The 24,545-nt window shown below is 72.4% G+C and carries 1 protein-coding gene (cut by a window edge); it reads left to right on the forward strand.

What is annotated here, in order from left to right; genetic code table 11:
* Window positions 1-24,545: the 5' portion of a hypothetical protein gene (locus ACIBG4_RS31845; RefSeq protein ID WP_397204932.1), read on the forward strand. 4,180 nt of this gene lie beyond the right edge of the window; the window shows 24,545 of its 28,725 coding nt (coding positions 1-24,545); it begins with the start codon at window positions 1-3; the stop codon falls past the right edge of the window.

Below are 24,545 nucleotides of genomic sequence, written 5' to 3' on the forward strand. Positions count from 1 at the left end.
ATGGCTGGCAAAAGGCCGGTAAATCCCAACTACGTGCCCGGCGAGGGCACCTCGGTCAGGCGGGTGCCCACGACCGAGGTCCGTCCCGCATGGGAGAGCTCGGCGTTGCCTGGCTGGGTGAACTACACGTTCATCCCGCTGTTCATGGCGGGCGAGCCGTGGCCCGACTCCAAATCGGTGGAGACGGGCCAGGCGGCCCTCATCCTCGACTCCATCGTGGCCAGCATGGGCGGGGCGGTGGAACGGGCGGGCTCGGCCATCAGCACCATCGACGCCGGATACACCACTCCAGCCAAGCCGCCGGCGTTCACCCACATCGCCCAGCAGTTCGGCGACCAGACCGGCGTGGTCGCCAAGGCGAACCTCGCCGCGCAGTTCGCCGAGCGCTTCGGCTACTTCTCGGTGGAGGACGACTACACCAAGCGGTCGATCAACATCGCCTTCTGGGTGTCGGTCATCGCGGCCGCGATCGGCGTCGTGGCGGTCAGCGCCCCGTTCGCCGCGCTGGTCATCCGTCTCGCGGCCAAGATGGGCAACGCCCGGGCCCACCTGCTGATGCAGCGGCTCATGCTCGCGGCCACCCGCATGGGGCCGGTCGTCAACAACGCCCGGAAGACCGAGCTGGCGGCCAACGCCGCCACCCGCTACCTCCACTGGCAGCTCATGACGGAGCTGCCCGAGGAGATCCTGGAAGAGCTGGCCAGCGAGAAGGCCCAGTACGACCAGATCAAAGAGGGCCTGAAGGACAAGTGGGACTGGCAGAAGACCAAGGCCATCCTCGTCGGCACCGTCGTCGGCACCGTGGGCGGTGTCTGGCTCGGCAAGCACATGGGCAAGATCGTCGACGACATGCCGGGCATCCGCTCGCTGAACCGGATGGCGGGCGACCGCACCGGAGTGCTCGCCGCGTTCCAGCGTTATCCGGGGCGCATGATGATGACCGGCCTGCCGAACATGTTCGCCTCGCCCCTCGGCAGCGTCATCGCCAACAAAGTGGTGTACGGCCAGTGGGGTGACTTCACCCTGCAGTCGATGGTGGGCGGCTTCGCTGCCGGCGCCGCCAGGACGAACACGATCAGCCCGTTCAACGTGGACCATCTGGGCGCGGCGGCGGTGCGCCCGATCACCACGCTGTCGAACTACGCCCAGAGCGTGGGGAGCCACCTGGCGGGCGCCAGGACCACCACCATCGCCTCGACCACCAGCCCCACCACGGGCGGCGGCCCCAACGGATCCGGCCCGACCACGGCCGGCGACCGGCCGTCCACCGGCGGGCCCGGACCGACCGGCCCCGACTCCACATCCGCGCAGCAGCCTGCGCCGCAGCCCGTCATCCCGCACCAGCGGGCGACCTCCGACGTTTCGGCCCCGCCGGCGACGAGCACCCGCGCTGACGCGAGCCAGCAGCGCACGCCCACAGGCGACCAGCAGCGCACGCCCACGGGCGACCAGCAGCGGGCACCGGCAGGCGACCAGCCGGGGGCGCGCCGACAGACCGCGCCCGACCAGCCCGCCGTCACGGCGCAGGCCGACCGGAGCGGCACGACGCCGGGATCGCACGCGGCGCCGGACCGCGCCACGCCGTCCGCCGCGCAGCAGTCGAGCGCCCCGGACCAGCGGACCAACGACCAGCGGACCAACGGCCAGCGGAACCCCGACCAGACGCAGGTTCCCGATCCCGCGGACGCGCACGACCAGCGTCAGGCGGCGCCCCAGGCTCAGGCCGCGCAGCCGCACGCGCAGGCTCAGCCGCAGGCCACGCAGCAGCCGAGCCAGGCGCAGGACACGCAGCAGGGGCCCACCCAGGCGCGGGACACGCAGAGCCCGGCACAGGCGGCGCAGCCGCAGAACGCCCAGGACCAGAACGCCCAGCCGCAGACGCAGACCCAGCCGCAGACGCAGCCGCAGGCCCAGACCGCCCAGCCGCAGAACGCCCAGACGCAGCCGCAGGTTCAGGCCGCCCAGACGCCGAACGGGCACGTTCAGGGCCAGGCCGCCGCGCAGGCGGACACCGTCACCACTCCCGCCGCGCACATCCAAGCCGTGCAGAACGGGCAGGTCACGCCGGACGCCCGTGCCGCGGCCACCGCCGCCGTCACCGCCGCCACGGCTCCCGCGGACTCCGCGACGCCCAACGGCGCGCCCGCCCAGGCCGCCCCCGGCGGGCTCACCGCGACGGGCCCGATCGCGCCGATCCGGGCCGAGTCCGGACGGCGTACCGACTACACCCTGGTGACGGCCAGGCCCGTGCGCCGGTCGCAGGAGGAGCGGTCGCGGTTCGTGGTCAGGCGGCGGCCCGCCGGCACGCCGAGGATGACCACGGGCGAGGTCCGCGCCCAGTTCCTCACCAACGCGGACCCCTCCGACATCACCGGCGTGCGCGGATGGACGTGGAGCTCCGACGACAGCCACCTCGTCGTCCACCACACCACCCTCGGCGACATCCACTTCCGCGTCGAGCGGCCCGGCCGGCTCATGGTCCGCCGCCACGGCATGCGCCTGTTCCGGCCGCTGGCCCGCACCAGGGTCCTCGCCGGCACCGCCGAGCAGCCCCACGCGCTGCGCCCCAACCGGAACGTCGCCTCCGACCAGCTCGCCCGGCTGGTCGTCCACGAGATCTCCGACAGCCTCCAGGCCCAGCAGGCCCGCCAGGCCGGCGCCCTCACCCAGCGCCGCCTGCTCGCCCCGCGTACCGGGGGCCACGACTTCTGCCTCGACACCCGCCACAGCGAGTACAGGCTCCTCAGCCGGCAGCTCGCCGAGGCCACCGGCGACGCCCGCCGCGCCGAGATCCAGCGGGAGATCGACCTTCTAGTGGCCGAGCTCCGCGACCACGGCCACCCCCTGCCCGATGACGGGCAGGACCGGGGCGCCATCACGTCCCCGCGCGCATCACAGCCGGAGCCCGGGGCCGCGCTCGCAGAGCTGCGGTCCCATCTGGAGGGGCAGCAGGCGGCCGTCACCACGGCCTTGTCCGAGCTCATGCAGTCGATGACGGACCGGGCGTCCGCTCTGGACCAAGCCGACATCGACCTGAACAGGATCGGCATCCGCCATTACGAGGCGTCCATCCAGCTGTCCGAGCAGGCCACGGCAGCCTTCAGGAACGGCGACCTCAGCACGGCCAACGCCCTGATCGCCGCCGCGCGGCAGCGACACGGGACCGCCGACGCCTACCAGGCGGCGCGGGCCGCCGCGGCGACTGCCCGGGCCGCGCACCGGGCGGCGGCAGACCTGATGACCACCCGCCCGCTCCGCAGCGTGGACCTCGCCGACGCCGTCAGCAAGGCCCAGCAGGCGTACGCCGGCTACCGGCAGGCACTGCAGGACTCGTTGCCGTTCTCGGCACCGTTGCTGGACGTCGCCTCCGGGAACCTGCGGTCGGCCGTGGCCACGCGAGCCGCCACGCTGACCGTGCCCGCGATCGACCTGTACACGGCCGCCAGGGAGAACTCCGACGCGGCGGACCGCGCCTTCGAGCAGGAGCGGACCGCCCGCACCGCCGGCGACACCGCCGCCGCGGAGGCAGCGCACGCGTCCGGGATGCGGTTCCGTCAGGCGGCGACGGCATACGGCGACGCCGCGGCCTCGGCTTACCGGGCCCGCGCGGTGTACCAGTCGCTGCTCAACCGGTTGGGGGTCTCCAACTCCGAGATCGCCCAGGCGCTCCAGCTCGGTCAGACCCTTGAGCGGTTCGCCCTGATGACGGTCGACCTGACCGCCACCACGCCGGACCCCGCGGCATCGCTGGCCGACCTGCGCGCCGCGCTGGAGAGCCGGACCAGGGCGATCGCGGAGCTGCGGCAGACACTCGGGCGGCACGTCACCGCGCTCGACCTGGCCGCCGCCGACATGCAGGAGGAGTCCGGCCGCTGGACGGACGAGTCGCTGGCGGCCTTCGGCCGGGCCCGCGACGCGATCGCCCGGCAGGAGCTCTCCGAAGCCCTGCCGTGGCAGACGGCCGGCACCGAGCTGCAGCAGGCCGCCGAGGCCCATGACGAGGCCCGCCGGCTGGCTGACCGGGCGCGCAGGGCCTATCAGGCCGCCGCCGACGTCCTGCCGTACGTCAGGGACGAGGGCACGCTCGACGTCGGCGTGCTCGCCGAGCGCATGCGGGAGGCGGAGGAGGAGCACCGGCGTTACCAGGACGCGGTCGACGCGCTTCCGTCGCCGCAGACTCTCGCCGCAGCACCGGAGCAGCCGGCCGTCAGGGAGTTCGGCGAGCTGGCCGAGCGCCGGGCCGCGGTGCGGGAGCAGATCGCCACGCTCACCCAGGAGGCCGAGCGGCTCGGCCGGCTCGGCACCCTGTACGTGCAGCGGGGCGCGCAGGCCACCCAGGACATGCAGAAGGCCTACGCGGAGGCCGAGAAGGCGGTCGAGCAGCGCGACGACGGGGCCGCCGGACGGCGTGCCGACGCCGAGGCCGAGGCCGAGGCTCAGGCCGAGGTCGCCCGCCGGCAGTTCCGGATCGCCCAGCGCTACCAGGCGGCCGCCGAGGCGGCGCGGGCCGCCGCGCTGGCCCAGACGACGCTGCTGACCCTGCTGAACGAGGCGACCTCCGCGGGGCCGCTGTCGCCGGAGCTCTCCCGTGGCGTCGCGGACGCCAACAAGGCCTACGAGGACTATCTGAAGGCGGAGGAGACCGCGCTTCCGCCGCGGGCGGGGATGTCCGCCTGGCTGCCGGTGAACGGCCCGATCGCCAATCAGGACAGGCTGGCCGCCGCCCTCAACCGCGAAGGGGATGCCGACTTCAGCCCGGAGGACGCCGCACAGTTGCTGCGCCGCGACTTCGGCGACGTGCTCTCCCCGGACGGGGTCGTACTGAAGCTGGACAACGGCCGGGAGATCCTGGTCCGGGGACGTGTGGGCCGGCTGGCGGAGATCCCCGGGGGCCACACGGAGGCCTCGGAGCTCATGGTCGGCAACTTCGCGGAGGACGGCGCGTCGGTCTCGGCCACGGCGCGCGGCTCCGAAGACGTCACGCCGAAATGGGACGCCGCGGCCGCGGCCAAGCAGTCGCCGTGGGAGCGCGCCCAGGCGGTGGCCGAATTCGTCGTGGCCGAAGGCTCCTACGGGCGGGGCACCAGCGACAGCCAGCGGGCCTCGGCCGGCAACTACGCCCAGCGGGGCTCCGTGATGGACAACCGGGGCCCGTCGACCAGGTACCAGGGCGCCTTGGTCCTGGAGGTGAGCCACCGGACGGCCACAGGCGACTGGGCGCCTCCCACCCGGGTGACGGGCGACGAGCTGCAGGACTTCTGGGTACCCGCCCCCCTGACGGAGCCCGCTCCGGACAACCTCGTACGGCTGGACGAGAACGCGGGTCTGGACGGCGCCTTGCCGGGGCACGTCGCGATCGGCTCGACCGGCCTCGCCGAAACGGCGGACGACATGGTCGCCCACCTGGTGGACGCCGGCTACGGGCGGGCGGCCCAGGACCACGTGCGCACCATCATGACCGGGCAGGTCCCGGTGCACTGGTCGGAGGTCACCGGCGCGAACGGCTTCGCACGTCACTTCTCCGACGGCCGCCGGGAGGGCACCCTCCGGGTCCACGGCCGGGTGGTCCTGGAAGAGGTGGTGGGCCCGCCCAGCAACAAGCTGCACCTTGAGCAGGACCTGCCGATCGGTTTCAGCTCGGCCTGGCAGGGCCGCTCGGCGGGCACGTCCGGGCACTTCAACGTCACAGTCGGGGGGAAGCTCCCGCTGTGGAAGTGGGTCCCCAGGCTGACGCTCGGGTTCTCGCGGGCCCGGTCGCACTCCGAATCGACGAACGTGGGCGGCACCGCCGTCATGCCCAACGTTCCGCGCTGGGCGGGCCAGGTGCAGTCGTACCGCTTGCGGGTGGTGTACACGGCCGTCCTGGAGCTGCAGGACGCGCCCCGGAAGGGCTTCTCCGGTGAGAGCAGGGCACTGTTCCTGCTCCCGGAGTCGCAGGCGTACCACTACAACCTGCCGGTGGACGCGGCGGCGATCGTGGGGCGGCGGCCCGACGGCACCCCCATCCTGCGCGACGACCCCTCGCCCGAGCCGCCGCCCGGCCGCAAGCTCGAACTGCCCGACCATATGAAGACCGGCAGGGTCCGCGGCGCCGGCCATGCCCGGATCGACGGCGTCGCGGGCGCCGACCGGGTGTGGCAGCAGACCATCGAGGAGCTCCGCGACAAGGGGCTGCTGCCCAGACTCGTGAACGGCGTCCGCGTGTACTCCCGCGACGCGCGTACGGAGGCCAGCCAGCGCCGCAACGAGACCCTCATCGAGCAGCAGCTCACCACTCACCGGCTGAAGGAGGGCTACAACCGGGCCTCCCAGCAGGGCTACGGCATCCGCCTCACGCTGCAGCGGACCGGCATGGCCACCGAGCACTTCCGGCTGCGCGTCCATGTGGACCAGGACATGAACGACGTGACGCCCGAGGGCGTGGTCCGGGCCCAGCCGGGGGTGAAACTGCCCATCGGCTCGCTCGGCGCCTCGCGGACGGAGAGCACGGGCAAGTCCTGGGACGGCTCCGTCGGGGCGGGTCTCGCGGCTCCGGACGACGATGGCGTCGACACCAGCGGTGGCGGGGCGGGGTTCAAGCGCGCCTCCAGCCACGACCTGAGCGTGAAGCAGGGCGTCCAGATCAACGAGGTGGGCCTGGACGAGACCGACTCCGCGGCGTTCCTGATCGGGGGCAGGCTGCGCACCACCCTCGACGGTGAGCGGCTCGCTGAGGACGAGGTCAGCGCCCGCGTGCTCATACCCGTCGCCGAGCTGCCCTACGCCGACGACCGCCCGGACGGGCCGGAGCACCGGACGTCGGTGGAGGCGATCAAGCGCGGCAGGACCGTCGCCCTGGACCTGGGCGACATAGCGGGCATCGTGGCAGCGGAGCTGAAGGTGCCCAGGGAGGCCGTGTCCCTGGACCAGGTGGACGAGCTGTTCAGCGAGCCGGGCATGCTGGCCCATCCGGAGGCGTTCTTCAGCGACCTGCGGGTCGAGGTGATCGTCGACCTGCCCGGGCACGGGAACGTGCGCGTCCCGGTGTCGCTCCGGCTGGAGGCCGGCAAGTCCCGGGTCTTCTCGGCCGGCAAGTGGGTCGGCGGCAACATCCTCATGTCGATGATCGTCTCGGGTACGTCGTCCTCCGCGTCGACCACGTCCAACGTCGACGGCTCGACCGGTCTGCAGCTCCCGGGCACGCCGAGCGGCGAAGCCGGCCTGTCGGGGTCGCGCACCGTCTCGCAGGGACGGGAGCAGACGGTCATCCTCGCGGGCGAGGACCTGGACATCGACACCGGCGTGCAGTACCTGTCGGAGACGGACGTCGTCGCCCACATCCGCATCGGCGCGTCCTCCCTCAGTGCGGCACGCGAGCTGACCGGCGGCGGCACGGCCGTCCGCCGCAACGCCGAGCGCGACGCCCTGGAGCTCTACAGCCAGGGCGAGATGCCGCTCTCCCTGCACCATGCGGCCGACGCGGCCGAGCGGCTGCTGAACGGCACCCTCGAGCTGAACCGCCGCGTCGCGCTCCCGTTCGTGCGCCGCTACCTCAAGGACCTGAAGCAGGCCCGCGGCGAGCTGAGCGTCCGCGAGCGGCTCATGAGCTCTGTCGGCGTGCCGCACGTCCCGCTGACCAGTGAGCACACCAAGCGGCGCTTCGCCGAGCGCATCGAGGAGCTGATCGACAAGAAGGCCACCGCGGAGCTGACCCCGCCCGGCGAGCAGCCGAGCGGCTCGCGCAAGGCGAAGCCGCACCGCAGGCTGCGCGAGATGCTGTCGGACGCGCGTCTGCTGGAGCGGCGGGCGGAGCGCGTGGTGAAGCCCGACGGCTACGACGACGCCATCGGCATGAGCCTCCTCGGCCGCACGCGGCTGCACGCCCCCGGAGCACCCGAGCAGGAGATCGAGCTGCTCGAAGGCGTCACGACGGCCATCGACAAGGTCCTCCCCGGCGTTGTGGAGGGGGACATCGGCCTGTACCGGGAGCTGTTCGCCAGGTACGCCGGCGAGCGCTGGAAGGGCGGCCTGGACGACATGCTCGCCCCGGAGCCGCCGCCCGAGATCATTGCGGTCAGCGTCGGGGGCCGCGCCCAGCAGCTCGCCGTCACCATACGCGCGAGCTTCGGTGAGACCGCCGACCACGGGGAGGTCTACGACAAGGGCTCCATCAAGCAGAGATACCTCTACGGGGAGCTCAACGAGTCCACGTCCGTGAGCTGGAGCGCCGGCGGGAACGTCAAGGGCGCCGACGACGGCAGCATGGCGCTGTCGACCGACCGGGACCATTCCGGCTCCGCCAGCCGGAACAACCAGACCACCCGCATCAACGGCGCGGCCCGCTTCAAGGGCGCGGAGCCCAGCGTCCTGGAGCACCCGACGTTCGTCATCGAGGTCCAGCCCATCATCGACGGCAAGCCCGGCCCGGTGGCGAAGGTGGCGTTGCAGGGCACGATGGAGCGTGTCCTGCTGTCCGGTCTGGCCACCCGCGAGGAGAACGCGCCTTCCCGGGCGCCGGCGCTGCCCGACCCACGGCCGGTGTCCCTGCCGTCCCTGTCCGGCGGCATGCACGTCGAGTGGGCGCGGGTCGACGGGCTGGCCGAGGCCGTCATCGCGCGGGCGCAGCAGAAGGACGTCTTCGGCAGAGAGCTGACCTTCGCCGAGAAGGCCAAGGTGCGCAAGATGCTCGGTCGCGTAGCCGTCAGGGACAGCCTGGAGGCGATGGCCGGCTCGCGGGGGCATTTCGCCTTCAGCCTCCAACTCGACCCGAACCGGGCGGACCGGGTGGTGGACGTCTGGGTGCAGGCCACTCTGACGGACCAGGACGTCGTGGTCGGCGACCTGGACGACACCGAGATCAGGACCGTGGACCGGCGGCGGGAGAAGTGGGAGGTCTCGGCCACCCGGGGACATCTCGTGCCGGTGGGCGTCTCCCTCAGCGAGGATCACAAGGCATCCGGGGCCGCCGTCAACGTGGCGCTGCACCAGCAGTCCGTCGACAACGCCTCCGTCAGCGGCGGACGCCGCAAGGAGAACAGCGTCTTCGAGAAGGGCGTCGCCTCGTTGGTCGACTTCCGGCTCGACGCCGGTGTGCGGCTGGAGGTCCGGAACGTCAGGCATGGCGAGACCGAGCGCACGGTGGAGATGCCGTACGCCGCGACGGGCAGCGCCCGCATCATGCTGTTCAGCCAGTCGCTGGCCGACAACCGGGCCGAGGCGGAACGCGAGCAGGCGGCGGCGCGGCCGGCACCGGCTCCCGCCGCCGCCCCGATGTCGCTGGAGCGGCTGCTCAACTCTCCCGCCCCGATGTCGCTGGAGCGGCTGCTCGACCAGGCCGCCCGGCAAGCCGGCTTCGACCCGGCCCGGCCGTACGTGGCGGCAGCGCGGACGCTCGACGCCGGGCGTCCGGTTCGCCTGGTCGCCGACGCCGACCCGACGCGGCCGTACGGGCAGCTCCAGCAGGCTCGGCTGCTCGCCCGGGAGATCGGCGCCGACGTCACGATCGACGTCACGGCACCGGACGGGACCAGGCACACCTACGTCGCCGAGCCGGGCGGCGCGCTGCACGGCGACACGTTCGCCCCCCGGTTCGCCGCCCTGCCGTCCGAGCTGATCCTGGTCGCCGACCAGCAGGGGCTCGACCTGCACGCGCTGCACGATCGGACGGCCGGCCGGGACGGCACGCTGGCCGACCACATCCGGTCGGAGCTGCGCAGGCGCGGCATCCCCGAGCTCACGCCGCCCGCCCCCGCCTGGCCGGTCAAGAGCATCCCCGACGCGGGCGACGAATCGGTGCACAGCGTGCAGCCCGTCACGGTGACCGCCCGGCCCGTGCGCGGGTCGCGGGGTCAGCGGTCGCAGTTCGTGGTCAAGCGGCGCCCTCCGGGCACGCCCAAGATGACCCCGAACGAGGTCACCAAGGCGTTCTTCGACAACGCGGACACCCTCGACATGCCCGGCCTGACGGGGTGGAGACAGACGCCGGGTGACACCATCGTGCTGTTCACCCTCGCGCACGGCGACGTCCACTTCCGCGTGGAGAAGCCGGGCCGGCTGATGGTGCGCCGCCACGGTCTGCGCCTGTTCCGCCCGCTGGCCCGCACCAAGGTGCGCGCCGGCACCGCCGAAGACCCCCACCTGCTGCGCCCCAACAAGAACGTCGCGCACGACCAGCTCGCCCGCGTCGTCGTCCACGACGTCACCGACACGCTCCAGGTCCAGGAGGCCCGCAAGAACGGCGTTCAGACCCGGCGCCGCCTGCTCTCCCACCAGGAAGACGGTCACGATTACTGCGCGCAGTCCCGCCACGCCGAGCTGAGCCTCCTCAGGCGCCAGCTCGCCAAGGCCGACACAGACGCGCGCCGCGCCGACCTCCAGGGCGAGATCGACCTGGTGGTAGCCGAACTCCGCCCCCACGGCCGCCCTCTGCCCGGCGATCAGGTCCCGGTCAGGGCGCTCGGCGACGTGCTGGCCACCGAGGGGCGGCGGACCGGGCAGGACGACCTCACGGTCGCCGCGGCACGCGCCGCCTTCCAGTCGCGGGTCAAGCCGAGCGACTTCGGCAGCTGGCACACGCGCTGGACCGACGTCGGCAGGTGGTCCGCGGCGCGGCACTGGAGCGGCGACGACACCCTGCTCATCCAGCGCCAATGGGTCCGCTTCGAGGTGGGCCCGATCGACGGCGACGCACCCGGCGTGACCCTGTTCGGCACGGGCAAACCGCATGATCCGCACGTGGTACGCCTGTCCCCCCACCTCGCCCCGGACCAGGCCGCCCTTGTCATGCTGGCCGCCGTCTCCGACACCCTCTGGCCCTCCGGCGGCCGCCCCACCACCGCCCACCAGGACGTCTTCCGCCTGCTGGCCCGGGAGTACCTCGCCACGCGGGACCCCGTCCTGCGCACCCAACTCGACGCCATGTGGACCGCGCTCGCCGACGCCTCCCCCGACGCCGAGCGGCGGCCACGCAGCATCGACTTCAACCCCGACACCCGGCCGCCGCTGCTGCCGAAGTACGACAGCCACATCCTGGCCGCACTGCGCGACGGCAACGCCTACGACATCGACCCGCAAAAGGCAGCCAAGGCATCACAGTGGGCAAAACTGCGCAACGGGCTTCCAGAGGACATGGTCGACACGCGAACCCTCTGGAACAAGAACCACTCCACGCTCGAGGTGCGCTCGCTGTGGGTCGACGAGAACGGCACGAACCACCGCATCACCGAGTTCACGTTGCGGGTGCGGTACCGCCGCCATCCCGATCTCAGCGAGTCGCGCCTGCTCGCTGAGTTGTCGGACGCCTTCGACGCGGTGGACATTTTCTACAACCACCAGCACCGCCTCCGCGACGGCTCCCAGCTGCACGTCCGCCTGGAGGTCGTGGAAGCCAAGAAGAACGAGCCCGCGGTCATGCTCAGCCCGCTCATGCCGGGGCGGTCCTCCGCCACGAACAAATACGCGAGCGAGGGATTCTCCGTCTGGGCCCACGAGCTGGGCCACCATCTGGGCATCGCTGACGAGTACGTCGAAGAGGCGAGGGATGGTCGGCGCACTCTCGCCGACGCCCTGGTGCAACGGGACGACAGCATCATGGCGATGGATGATCTCCTGTGGACCGATGGGACCGTCCGGGACCTTCAGGGACGTCCTTTCCCCGCCCGGGTCGGCACGCGCGACCGTCACCTCATGCAGCTGTCCGACCTGGCGGAGAGAAAGCTCGTCGTCATCCCCGGGCGGCCCGACGACCCGAACCCCCAGGCACGGGTGGACCAGGAGCAGTGGCGGCCACGTCTCCTCTCGACCGCCATAGGTTCGGCGGCACCCGCCGTTCCGTCCGACATCTACCGCCCGGTCATGCCCACGGCGGACAACACGCGACTGCCCGAGCACGTGCGCAAGCTGCTGAAGAGGTTCCCCGTCAGCGGGCCGGAGTTCTTCCAGCACGCGCTGCGCCTCGACCGCATGACCGCCGTGTACAAGGGCACCCCGGTCTCGCGTCTGACCCGGCGTCATCTGGATTACACCGACGCGCTGGTCTCCACCGTGGCCACCGTCTACAGCGCGTCGCCCGACTACCCCTTCACCGGAGCCGATCTCAGACGGATCAAGTCCCTGGTCGACCTGCTCGCCGGCCAGGACGGCCGTCTCCCCACCCCGCATGCCTTCCTCCGCCAGGTGGCGGAAGCCATGGACCAGCACCCCGAGCTGACCGATGTGGAGGGGCTGGCCCGGTTCGTGGAGTGGTACCAGGCGACACAAGGCCGGCGCTTCCCCGGCGAGCAGGGCGTGCCCGCGCTCCAGCGCGCGGCCGCCACCCTGTTCGGCGACGTGGAGAGCACCGAGGCCGTGGCCAGGGTCGCCCTGCTGTTCGCGAGCGCGGCGCACAATTCCGAGCACATCGCGCTCGGGCCCGCGGGTGAGCGGTGGACCTTCGTGGCGGAGAAGATCGCAGAGGCGCTCGCGTCGGGAACGCGCGGGAGCCGGGATCTGGTCAAGGCCGTGGAGGACGCGTTGACGGCCGCGAGCGCCGTCGACACGGGGAAGAGCAGCGAGCGCGCCGCCGGGTCCGCGCCCGCCCGCCCCGCCGGCCCGCGATCTCAGCACACGCCTGCGCCGGGCGGACGGGAGATCCCGGTCAGGCTGCTCGGGGACGCGCTGCCCGCCGGCGGCCGGCAGGCCGCCCTGGACGACCTCACCGTCACCGAGGCCCGCGACGCCTTCAACGCCCGGGTCAGGCCGAGCGACTTCGGCAACCGCCCCGTCACCTGGAGCTGGACCGACGACACCACCCTGCTCATCGACGGCCAGCACGTCCGCTACACAGTCGGGCCCGTCGACGGCGGCGCGCCCGCACTGACCCGCCTCGGCGCAGGCACCGCCCAGAACCCCCACCACGTGACGCTGGCCCCCCGCATCGCCCCCGACCAGGCCGCCCTCGCCGTCCTGGCCGCCGCCTCCGACGCCGTCCAACCACCCACCGGACACCCCAACGTCTCAGACGAGACCGTCTTCCGCCTGCTGTCCCGCGAGTTCCGCTCCACCCAGGACCCCGCCCTACGCACCCAGCTCGACACCATCCTGAACGCCCTCGGCTACGGCACCCCCCACCAGGCAGGCGAACAAGCGACACAACAGCTCGGCATCCGCGGCAAGAAGTCCAAGTCTCAGGCGCCGGTCCCGGGCGAGCCGGAACGGGCACGCAGCACCGACCTCAATCCCGACACCCGGCCACCGCTTCGGCCCGTGCACGACGACAAGACCCTGACCGCGCTGCGCGGCAGGAACGCCCACTCCATAGAAGCCTCCCGGGAGGCGATCAGAGCATCGCAGTGGGCTCACCTGCGCACGCCGGACGCGGGAGTGGAGATCCGGAAGCGCAACGGATCCACGATCGAGGTGCGGTCGCTGCACGTGGTCGACGAGGCGGGCACGACGCACCGGATCACCGAGCTCACGGTCCAGGTGCGGTACCGCCGCCACCCTGCCCTGACCAAGGCGGGCATGCTCGTTGAGTTGTCGAACGCCCTCGACGCAGCGGACATCTACTTCAACCACCAGCACCGCCTCCGCGACGGCTCCCAGCTGCACGTCCGCCTGGAATTCGTGGAAGCCAAGAAGAACGAGCTCGCGGTCACGTTCCACCCGCGGATGCCGGGACGGCCCGATGCCGAGAACATCTACGCGGGCTGGGGGGTCTCCCTCTATGCCCACGAGTTCGGCCATCACCAAAGCTTCGCCGACGAGTACGTCGAGGCGGCGCGGGAGCTTCGGCGCACGCTCGCCGACATGCTGGTCGTGCGGGACCCGTACAGCCTCATGGCGCTGGAAAGGCTCATCTGGGCCACGGCCGGTGACGTACGGGACCTGCAGGGACTGCCTTTCCTCGCCCCGACGGGCCTGCGTGACCGCCATCTCATGGAGCTGTCCGACCTGGTGGAGAGCCGGGCGCCGCACCTCCCGATCACCAGTGGCCCGGCGGGGCCCGCCGTGCAGTTCGAGGTTTACCGCCGGGCCGTGCCCACGGCGGACAACACGCGACTGCCCGACCACGTGCGGGAGCTGCTGAAGACGTTCCCCGTCAGCGGGCCGGAGTTCTTCCAGCACGCGCTCCGCCTCGACCGCATGGCCGGGCTGCACCGGCCCATGCCGATCTCGGACCTGACCCGTCACCACCTGGACTACACCGACGCGCTGGTCTCCACCGCAGCCGCCATGTACGCGACGTCGCCCGAGTACCCGTTCTCCGACGTCGACCTCAGGCGGGTCCGTGACCTGGTCGAGTCGGTCGCCGGTCTGGACGGCGGAGTGCCCAGCCCGCATGTCTTCCTCCGTCAGGTGGCGGAGGCGATGGGCGATCACGACTTCTCCGTGCGCGATGTGGACGGGCTGGCACGGTTCGTGGAGTGGCGACGCGCCACGCAAAGCCAGCGCTTCCCCGGCGAGCAGGGGGTGCCTGCCCTCCGGCGGGCCGCCGCCGAGCTGTTCGGCGACGTGGAGGGCACCAGAGCCGTGGTGCAGGCAGCACAGCTGTTCGCCGAGGCGGCTCGGGGTTCGGAGCAGATCGCCCTCGGGCACGGAGGCACCAAGTGGGACTTCGTGGCGAGAAAGATCGCAGAGGTGCTCGTCTGGCGGTCCCGCGGGAGCTCGATGCTGAGTCACGATCTCGCCCGCGAGGTGGAGCACGCGTTCGAGATCTCGCGCCCCAGTGGCCTGCATCAGAGCGCCCCCGATCGTTCGACGGATCAGGGCGGGTGGCAGGCTCAGGACGTGTCGGCGCGGCCTGCGCGGGAGCTCGCCGTGCGGCCGGTCGGCGACGTGTTGACCCCCGACGGGCGGCGGGCCGGGATGGACGACCTCACGGTCGCCGAGGCGCGCGCCGACTTCGACGCCCGGGTCAGGCCGAGCGACTTCGGCAGCCGCTCCACCGACTGGCGCTGGGTCGACGACTCCACCCTGCTCATCGGCGGTCAGCACATCGGCTTCGAGGTAGGCCCCGTCGACGGCGACGCGGCCGCCCTCACCCGGCTGGGCTCCGGCACCGCCCAAGACCCCCACATGGCACGCCTGGCCCCCGGGATCGCCCCCGGCCAGGCCGCCATCGCCGTCCTGGCCGTCGCCTCCGACGCCCTCCAGGCGTCGACGGCCCCCAGCACCACGCTCGCCGCGCTGACCGGGCACCCCGACGGACGGGACGCCTCCCACAACGCCCGTCAGAACATCTTCCGCCTGCTGTCGCGCGAGTTCCGCTCCGCGGAGACCTCCGAAGCCCGGGCCACCCTCCGCGCCCAGCTCGACGGCATCCTCGCCGGCTTCGCCGAGGGCGTCTCCCCGGAAGCCGGCGGGCACCGGCTGGACAGGCTCCGTGCACTGGCCGAGCAGCCCACCACTCCTTCTCCGGCCACCCCCGCACCGGTCGTGGAGGAACCGGCACGGCCGCGCAGCACCGATCTCAATCCCGACACGCGACCACCGCTGCGGCTGGTGCATGACGACCGGACCCTGGCCGTACTCCGGGACCGCAACGCCTACTCCCTGGACCCCCGCGAGGCGATCAAGGCGTCGCAGTGGGCGCGACTGCGTCAGTTCCCGGGCGAGGAGGTCAAGGAGCGGCACCCGTGGGAAAGAAGCAGGTCCCGCTTGGAGGTGCGCTCGCTGCGCGTCGTCGACGAGGCCGGCGTGACGCACCCTGTCACCGAGTTCACCCTCATACTGCGATTCGCGGCGCATCCCGGAATGAGCGAGGCGGAACTGCTCACGGAGCAGTCGAACCTGCTGGACGCGGTGGACGCCTACTACAACCACCAGCACCGGCTGCGCGACGGCTCCCAACTGCATGTCCGGCTCCGCTTCGTGGAGGCGGAGAAAGACGAGCCCAGGGTCACCTTCCACCCCAGGACCCCGAACTCCCGTCCTAACGCCGAGAGCCTCTACGCGGGCTGGGGAGTCGCCCTCGTCGCCCATGAGATGGGTCACCATCTGGGCTACAACGACGACTACATGGAAGCGGCGAAGCCGGGCCGGCGCACGCTCGCCGGGATCCTGGTGATGCGGGACCCGACCTTCATGGGCACGGAGAGGCTCTGGTGGGCTGAAGACGGCGTCTCAGATCTGCGCGGGAGCCCGTTCCCGGCGCGTGTCGGCCTGCGCCACCGTCACCTCATGAAGCTGTCCGACCTGGCCGAGACCATGGAGGTCACCGCCCGCCGGCGTCCCGGCGGGATGCGGCCGGGTGCCCTGGATGTCTTCCCCACGCGGACGGAGAGGCGACCGCGTCACCTGCCGATCGCCGTGGGCCCGGCGGAGCCCGCTGTGCCGTTCGAGACGATGCGCCTGACCATGCCCACGGCGGACAACACCCGGCTGCCCGAGCACGTCCGCGAACTCCTGGCGAAGTTCCCTGTTCATGGCCGGGAGTTCTTCGACCACGTGCTGCGACTCGATCGCATGGCGGCCACGCACCGGGAGGTCCCGATCCCGGACCTGACCCGGCGTCACCTGGACTACACCGACGCTCTGATCTCCACCGCGGCCGCCATGTACAGGACCTCGCCCGAGTTCCCGTTCAGGGGGGCCGACCTCAGACGAGTCCGTGCCCTGGTCGAGCTCGTCGCCGACCAGGACGGTGCCGTTCCCCGTCCGCACGCCTTCCTCCGCCAGTTGGCGCAGGCCATGGGCCGTGACCGTCTCACCGTCGGAGACGTGGACGGGCTCGCGCGGTTCGTGGAGTGGTACCGCTTCACCGGCGGCCAGCGCTTCCCCGGCGAGCAGGGCGTGCACGTGCTGCGGCGCGCCGCAGCGGAGCTGTTCGGCGACGTGCGGACCACCAGGGTCGTGGTCGAGGTGGCGGCGCTGTTCTCGGCCGCGGCCGAGAACTCGGAGAACATCGCGCTGGGGCACGTGGGCGACCGGTTCGCCGAGGTGGCGGAGAAGATCGCGGAGGTGCTCGCCGGACGGGCGCCCGGGGAGTTCGTCTCGGGCTACGACCTCGCACAGGCGGTGGAGAAGGCGCTCGCGGCCGCCGACACCGACGGTGACACGCGTGGACAGGAGCCGGCCGCGGGCCGTACCGGCTCGGAGGATGCCACCACCCGGCCGGCCGGCCGGGCCCGGCCGGGCCCGGACACCACCGCGTTCGCGCCTGAGACCCCGATCGACCCGCTCACCGGGACGCGCGTGCGCGGCGCCGCGGGTCGGGCCGGAATCGCCGGGCTGCCGGACGGAGGGGTGACGTTCCACAACGCCCCGGACGCGCCCAACCCGCGCGGGTGGGAGGCCGGCGACGAGGGGTTGCGGCGGGGCCGTCGGGTCGCCGCCGACATGGGCTGGAGCGGGCTGCCGGATCTGCGGCTGCGGCAGGTGGGCCAGATCGACGGCCTGTTCGAAGCCTCCCGCGAGGGTTTCCGGGCCGAGCAGAGCGCCCAGTCCCGGCTCGGCGGCAGTCGCGGCGTGTGGGAGATCGCGCTGGAGGCGCTGAACACGGGTGACCCGTCGCTCAGAGCGGCCTTGGCCACGGGCGACGTCGACGTGGTGACCGCCGCGCTGGTGAACTACGCCACCGCTGCGGAGCTCCACGCCAGGGAGGGGTCGGCGCTGGCCTCCCAGGCGGGGATGGCCGAGCTGTCCGTGCAGGAGCTGCGCTCGGTCGGGCTTCTCGCCATGCGGTCCGGACTGCGGACGTGGCGCTCGGCGGCCGACCCGATCGTTCATCAGCTGGTCCAGCAGCGAGGGCTGCGGGCCACGCTCGAAGCGTTCCTCGATCTGGAACGCAAGGGCGCGTACGCCGCCATGGACATGGTCCACCAGTCCGCGGACCGGCTCAGGCAGTACATGGACCTGACCGGAGACGATCGGCTCCGGTGGGTGGGGCAGGCCGTGAGCCGCCTCGCCGAGTACCCGAGCGGGGTCTGGCCGGACCTGGGCCGGCTGGCTGAGGTCGGCGGGCCGGAGCTGTTCGGCGGCCGGCTCGCTCCCGAAGGGGCCACCCCGCTCGCCCGCCTGGTCACCGACAGAGGGCTCAAGCCGTTGGTCGACCTGTACCTCGCCGCGGTCCGCGACGGCTTCCGTCCGGTCATCGACGCGGCCACCCCTGACGAGCTCGCCATCGCGCTGCAGCAGGCGGACGAGCGGGGGGACGCGACGACCGCACGAGGCAGGGAGATCGCGGACCGGCTGGGATGGCGAGGGCTGGCGGAGAGCTCGGCGCGCCGCCTGGCCGAGATGGCGGAGATCTACCACACGACCGGCACGGCCATGACCGCGGAGGGCCATCGTGCGCGGTTGGCCTGGGAGCGGGCCGGATACAGCCTCGGCAGTGAACGGGGCGTCTACGCGACCGCGCTGCGCGCGTTGGGCCAGGGCGATGAGGCGGTCCAGGAGGCGCTGGACGGAGGCGACCCCGACACGCTGACCGCCGAGCTGGTGCAGTACGTGGAAGACGTCGACCTCCACCTGGACGCCGGGCGGAGCCTCACCGCCCGCGCGGGGATGTACGGCCTGACCGACCAGGAGCTGCGGGCCGTCGGCCGGCTGCACATGTGGGTCGAGTTCGGTCAGGAGGGCGCCACCGAGCCCGCCATGGACGGGCTGGTCCGGGAGCACGGCCTCCGGTCGACGCTTGAGGCGTACCTGGACCTGGAGCGCAAGGGCTCGTACACCTCCGTCGACCGGACCTACGAGCCGGGATCGCGGCTCAAGGGGTACATGGACCGGACCGGAGAGGATCGCCGTCTCTGGCTGGGCGAAACGGTGAGCCGCGCCGTTTTCCTCCACGACCGCAGCTGGGCGGAGCTCGGCCGCCTGACCGAGGTCGCCGGGGCCGAACTGCTCGGCGGCCGGCTCGCCCCCGAGGAGACCACCCCGCTCTCCGCCCTGGCCGCCGCCAAGGGACGTCTGCAGCTGATCGAGCTGTACCTGGAGGCGGTCCAGGACGGCTTCCGGCCGGTCGTCGACGCGACCACTCCCGACCAGCTCGCCGCCGCGCTGGAGCAGGCCGAAAGGCGCCACGAGGCACCCGCCGTCGCCCGCTCCGAGAAGACGGCCGATGTCGCCCGCCCCGAGGAGAGGACCGGCGAGCCGGTGGCGCAGGTCGCGACGGCGCCCCGGAGCGCGAGCGCGTACGACATCGAGACGCTCCTGACCGAGGGCTACCGCGTGACCGGCTGGCTGGTCAGCGAGCTGTCACTGGCCCACGACCTCATCGAGCCGTTGCTCTGGGAGGCGCACGAACAGGGGCAGCTCGTCTGGGAGCCCGAGCCGGGGCAGTCCGACAGGTTCACCAAGGAAGTCGCGCGTGACCTGCTGAAGGGTGTCATAGCGCAGGACCCGGACCGCTGGCTGGGCGAAGCCCTCGCACTCGGGCTCGACCTCCACGGCCTCGAACCCGCCCAGGCCCGCGCCCTGGCATGGGTGCAGCAGGCGTACGGCGGCGGATTCCAGACCATGGAGGAACTGTCCCGGCAGCTGTTCGACCTCGCCGACACCGCCGGTCTGTACTATCCGCCGAACGTCTCGCGCCAGATTCTCGACGTGATCGCCGACGGGCACCGGCTGGGGCTCATCCCGTCCCGCCCGTCACGGGACGAGCTCGAAGGGGGCCTGGGTCTCCTCGCGGAGAACGTGGAGCAGCCGGAGAGCACGGACACCGCCCGGACGGCACAGACCGCCGAGACCGCCCAGACCGCCGAGAGCGCCGACGTCGTCGTGAGCGAGCGTTCCCCGTTCGAGACCGGCCACGCCTGGGTGGACGGGGAGCTGCCGGCCGCCAGCGCGAGCACGCGACAGGACGTGCACGAGTGGCTGTCCATCACCGAGTACGACAAGCTCCGGCGCGAACTGCAGGACATCCAGGCCGCGGACCCCGAGCTGATCCGGCGGCACGCGGCCGGCTTCGACACCCGGCCCGAGGGCGTCGTCATGCTGCGCGCCTTCACCGCCGGACACGACGCGGAGATCAACGAGGCGATCCGGCAGGGGCTCCGCTCCGAGCCGCTGGGCGGCGCGGTCGCGGAGATGTGGGCCGCGTGGCAGGACCTGCCGGCCCTCGCCGCCCCGGTCTCGTACTGGGCGGACCTGACCCCGCAGGAGCTCCGCGCGCAAGTCGCGACGGCGGAGCTCGTGCTGTCGGAGTTCACCCTCGTGACCCCGGAGACGGCGCCTCCCGCGAGCGCCGTGCCCGAGGGCAAGGTGCGCGTCCGGTTCGACTTCGACGTGGCGGGGGCACGCGAACTCGGGCCCATCACCCACCAGGCGGGCACCCGCCAGGTGCTGGCGGCGCCGGGCACGAGGCTGCGCGTCACCTACGTCGCCGAGGAACGGCGAGTCGTCCTGTCCGACGGCCCCGCCGCGCCCCCCTCCGGTCTGACGCCCGCCGCACCGCCGCCGGCCTCCGCCCCTTCTGCGGACGGTCTCCCCGCCGCGCCCGCCGTCACCCCCTTCTCCACTTCTTCGCGGATCGGGGATGGGAGGTGGGAGGCAGGCGAGAACTGGGTGGCGTACAGGGAGCCGTACGGCGACACGCTCGAGCTCTACCACCGGTTGGCCACCAGAACCGTCCACGACCTGCACATCGTCGACGGCGTCCTGCACGTGCTCCAGGGCGATGGATGGTATCGGGTCGAGCACGGCCCCCGGCTGCGCCGACTCGAACAGGCGGACCTCACCACGGAGATGGCCGACAAGGCGGCGCGACTGCGGGCCAACCCGTCCAGGTATCTCGCAATCCTGGACAACTTCAACCAGACGATACGCGAGGAGCCGGGGCAGGTCAGCCTGCGCCATGGCGCCGCCGACATCATCGTCACCATGTACGTGGGACGCATCCTCGACGTGCACATCCCGGTGAGCGGAGAGCCTCTGGCGAGGCTGCTGACGTCGGCCACCGCCATGGGCACCAGCACCCATGCGGCTACCGGACGCGGCGGCGTCAGGGTCGACAACGGCTGGATGGAGTTCACGGTTCTGGGGGACGGGTCCGTCGTGGACGCCGAGGTCCGGGCCGTGGACATGACGCCGGAACTCGTGGGGCTGGAGCGCACGCGGGTCATCAGCGAGACGACCGGGTTCACCGTCGGGGGGACCAACGACGAGGTGACCATCGCACGGCTCCAGGAGTTCGGCGGCGTGCCGAGGACCGAGATCGAGCAGCGGCTGCGTGAGGCCGGGCTGCTCGGCCGCACCGAGGACGTGCGGGACGCGCTGGTCAGGGACAACACCTGGGTGCAGGCCGGGGGGCTGACGCACCACGACGTGGCCCAGCCGCTCCGCCTCGTCTCCCATGTGCTGCGCCACGTCGACCAGGCCCGGATCAGGCTCGGCGGCCACGAGTACGACGTACGGGTGTTGAGCCGGTCCGGCCTGGCGGGCAACCCGTTCGGCGGCGCCGCGCCGGCCACCTCGATCGAGGTGGTCAACGTGGCGACCGGCGAGCGGATGATCTTCGACGCGGCGATCGCCGAGACGGCCGCCTCGCACGGCTTCTACGGCGGCAGGAGGTCCCCGGCCCGCGTCTCGCCGGAACAGATCGTCGGCGTTTTCACGCACCTGAACGAACGCATGCCCGACGGCCGGCTGGAGGAGCTCACCGGCTACGCCGACAGGGACCTGGAGCGTCCCGCCGGCGAGGTCGCCGTCGTCGCGGTGCACACGGTGCCGGGCACCCGCGCGCCGGAGCTCCCGGCCCTGCCCGAGGCGGTCGCCGCCCCGCCCGCGGGACTGACCCCCATGGCCGGCAGGTTCGCCGGTAACGACGACGTACTGGTCGAGTCCGGCGACAGCGGGATCCGCTACTACGCCCGGCTGGACAACGGCGGCATCGCCCGCGTCGGTGTCGACGTTCGGGCCGCGGACGAGGTCCACATCACCGTGGAGGACTACACGCGGCACGTGGCGCGGTGGTCCGTCGGCACGCGCGGAACGGCGAGCCTGCCCACGGACCCCTACGCGAAGCACGTGGCCGCCCGGCCGACCGAGAAGCAGCTGCTCCAGTTCGGTTTCACGCTGGTGGCCGAGGACGGCCGGCAGCGGATCATGCGGTTCACGCACGGCGCCACGACCGTCATCGCCGTGCTGGACGGCAAGCGGCGGCTCACCAGCCTGTACTGGAGCGTCCCCTTCAGCCCTGCCCAGCAGCGGCTGGTCGACGTGGCGACGCTCCGGGCCGACACCAGGAACAACGAATCCGTGCTGGAGGTCAACGGGCTGAGCTTCGCGGTCAGACTGAAGCAAGACCACTACTCCGGGCCCGGCGTGCCGTTCACGACCGAGCTCTGCAACACCGACTGGTCGTCGTCGTACGGCGGCGCGGTGTTCGTCGAGCTGCCGCCGGCCTCGTCCGAGGCAACCCGCAGCCAGGTGCCCCATGAAGCGGCGCAGATCGCGCAGTCGCTCCGCCGGTTGACCGCCTCGCCCGCCGACCTGTCGGGGTTCGGGCAGCTTGGCGCCACGCCGTTCTGGCGGGGCGGGCCGTTCGTGCTCCACCAGTCGGCCGACTCGAGTGTCGTCCTGTACCGGCAGGTCACCGACGCCACCGCCCAGCCGGAAGAACTCCACGTGGTCCACGACGACGGCGCCGGCATGCGGATCAGGTCGGACGACCAGGCCACCACCCTGGCGATCACGACGGACGGGCAGGCCGAGACCCTGTACCGGATCGCCGCCCCGCGGGGCGCGCACCTGCTCGGCGGTTCCGCCGAGGGCGTGCGGGTGAGCGACACGTGGCTGGAGTGGACGGTCCGGCCGGACGACGCCCACGTCCGCCACGTGCTCGTCCACGCCGACACCGCCACGATCCACGCCATGCTGGACGCCGCGTCGCCCGGCCGGCTCGACGACGTGCGGGCTCTGGAGAAGCAGCTCCCGCACCAGGTCACGGAGGGCTGGCAGGGTGACGTCGCCGGGGTGGTCAGGCACGACGACCACCTCGCGCAGATCGAGGGGACGGGGCACACGGATCTCGCCATGCCGCTGCGCCTCATCAGGATGCTGGACGACCAGTTGCCCGGCTTCGACCGGATCACCATCGGCGGCCAGGAGTTCGAGGTCCGGCGGGAGATGCCGCTGTTCCCCGTCCGCTCACCCTTCGGCGACATGCTCGGCTACAGCCCCGACTACGTGGTCGTGCACAAGGCGTCCCGGAAGGAGCTGCGCTTCCCGGGCCGGGCGGGCGAGCTGATCGCCGCGCACGGCTTCTACGGTGACAACATCCACATGCCGCGCGTAGACCCGCAGGACATCAAGGTCTTCTTCTCGTCGGTGCTGTCGGCGGACGCGGGGATCTCCGGGCTGCTGCCCGGCACGACCACGGCTGCCGCGCCGCGCCACCCCGGCGGAGGCGGCTGGCTCGGCACCAGCCCGTACTGGAGAGGCGTCTCGCGGCTCGTCCAGCGCACCGGCACCGGCGACCCCGTCCTGTACCTGAAGAGGGAGCCCCGGCACTACCGCGGCGTGCGCATCGTCGACGTGGACGCCACCGCTGAAGGCGGCCCCGCGCTGCTGGTCGGCTTCAGCGAGGACGACATGCACGCCTTGCCCATGGGCGACGTGCGGATGCCCGGCAGGTCGGTGGGGGAACGTCGCCGTTACCCGTACGGGCGCTGGGAGCAACCGCTGCGGGAGCAGCTGGAGGAGTCGGGCTTCCACCCGGTCCACGACGACGGTGACGTGCGCGTTCTGCGGTACGCCTGGTCCGGCGGTGAGATGCTGGCCGTCTTCGTGGGCGACGAGCTCGACGGTTTCTTCAGCCGCGAGGAGAACGACGAGACCGAGCAGGACGTCCCGGCCCTCCAGGCCGCCGAATCCGACGAGACCGAGCAGGACGTGCCTGCCACCCAGCCCGCCGAGACCGGCGACACCACGCGGACGGCAGCCGCGGCCGACACCGGTAAGCCCCGCCGGTGGTGGCGTCCGGGCACCACCGCGTTCGCCCCGGAGAACCCGATCGACCCGCTCACCGGGACACCCGTCCGCGCCGCCGCGGGGCAGCCCGGGTTCAGCGGGCTGCCGGACGGAGCGGTGAGCTTCCACCACCCTGATCAGTCCGACCCCCGAAGCATGCAGTCCTGGCACCCGGAGGTGCAGCGGGGCTCCGAGATCGCGGGCGACGTTGGCCTGCGCGGCCTGACGGACGGCAGGCTACGGCAGCTGGCCACGATCGCGGAGGTCTTCGGCGGCTCGGAGACCGCAGCCCCCGCCGCGGAACGGGCCGCCCATGAGCTCGGTGGCCGCAGAGGCGTGTACGGCACGGCGCTGCGCGCGCTGGAGGCCGGACACGCCGGGGTCGCGGAGGCCCTGTCCCAGCGCGACGCCGACGCGTTGACCGCCGCGCTGGTGGACTTCGCCACCACGACCGACCTGCACCTTCACGAAGGCCGCGCCGTCGCGGCGACGGCCGGCATGGACGGGCTGACCGGGCAGGAGCTGCGCGCCATCGGCCGCCTGCACCTGTGGGTCGATTTCCAGCCGGAGGGGGCGACGGCCGACGCGCACATGCGCGACCTGGTCCGGGAGCGCGGACTCGACGCGACGCTCAGAGCGTTCCTCGATCTGGAACGCAAGGGCGCCTACACCTCCGT

Origin of the sequence: Nonomuraea sp. NPDC050383 (assembly GCF_044459125.1) — a bacterium.
In the GTDB taxonomy this organism is placed as follows: Bacteria; Actinomycetota; Actinomycetes; order Streptosporangiales; family Streptosporangiaceae; genus Nonomuraea.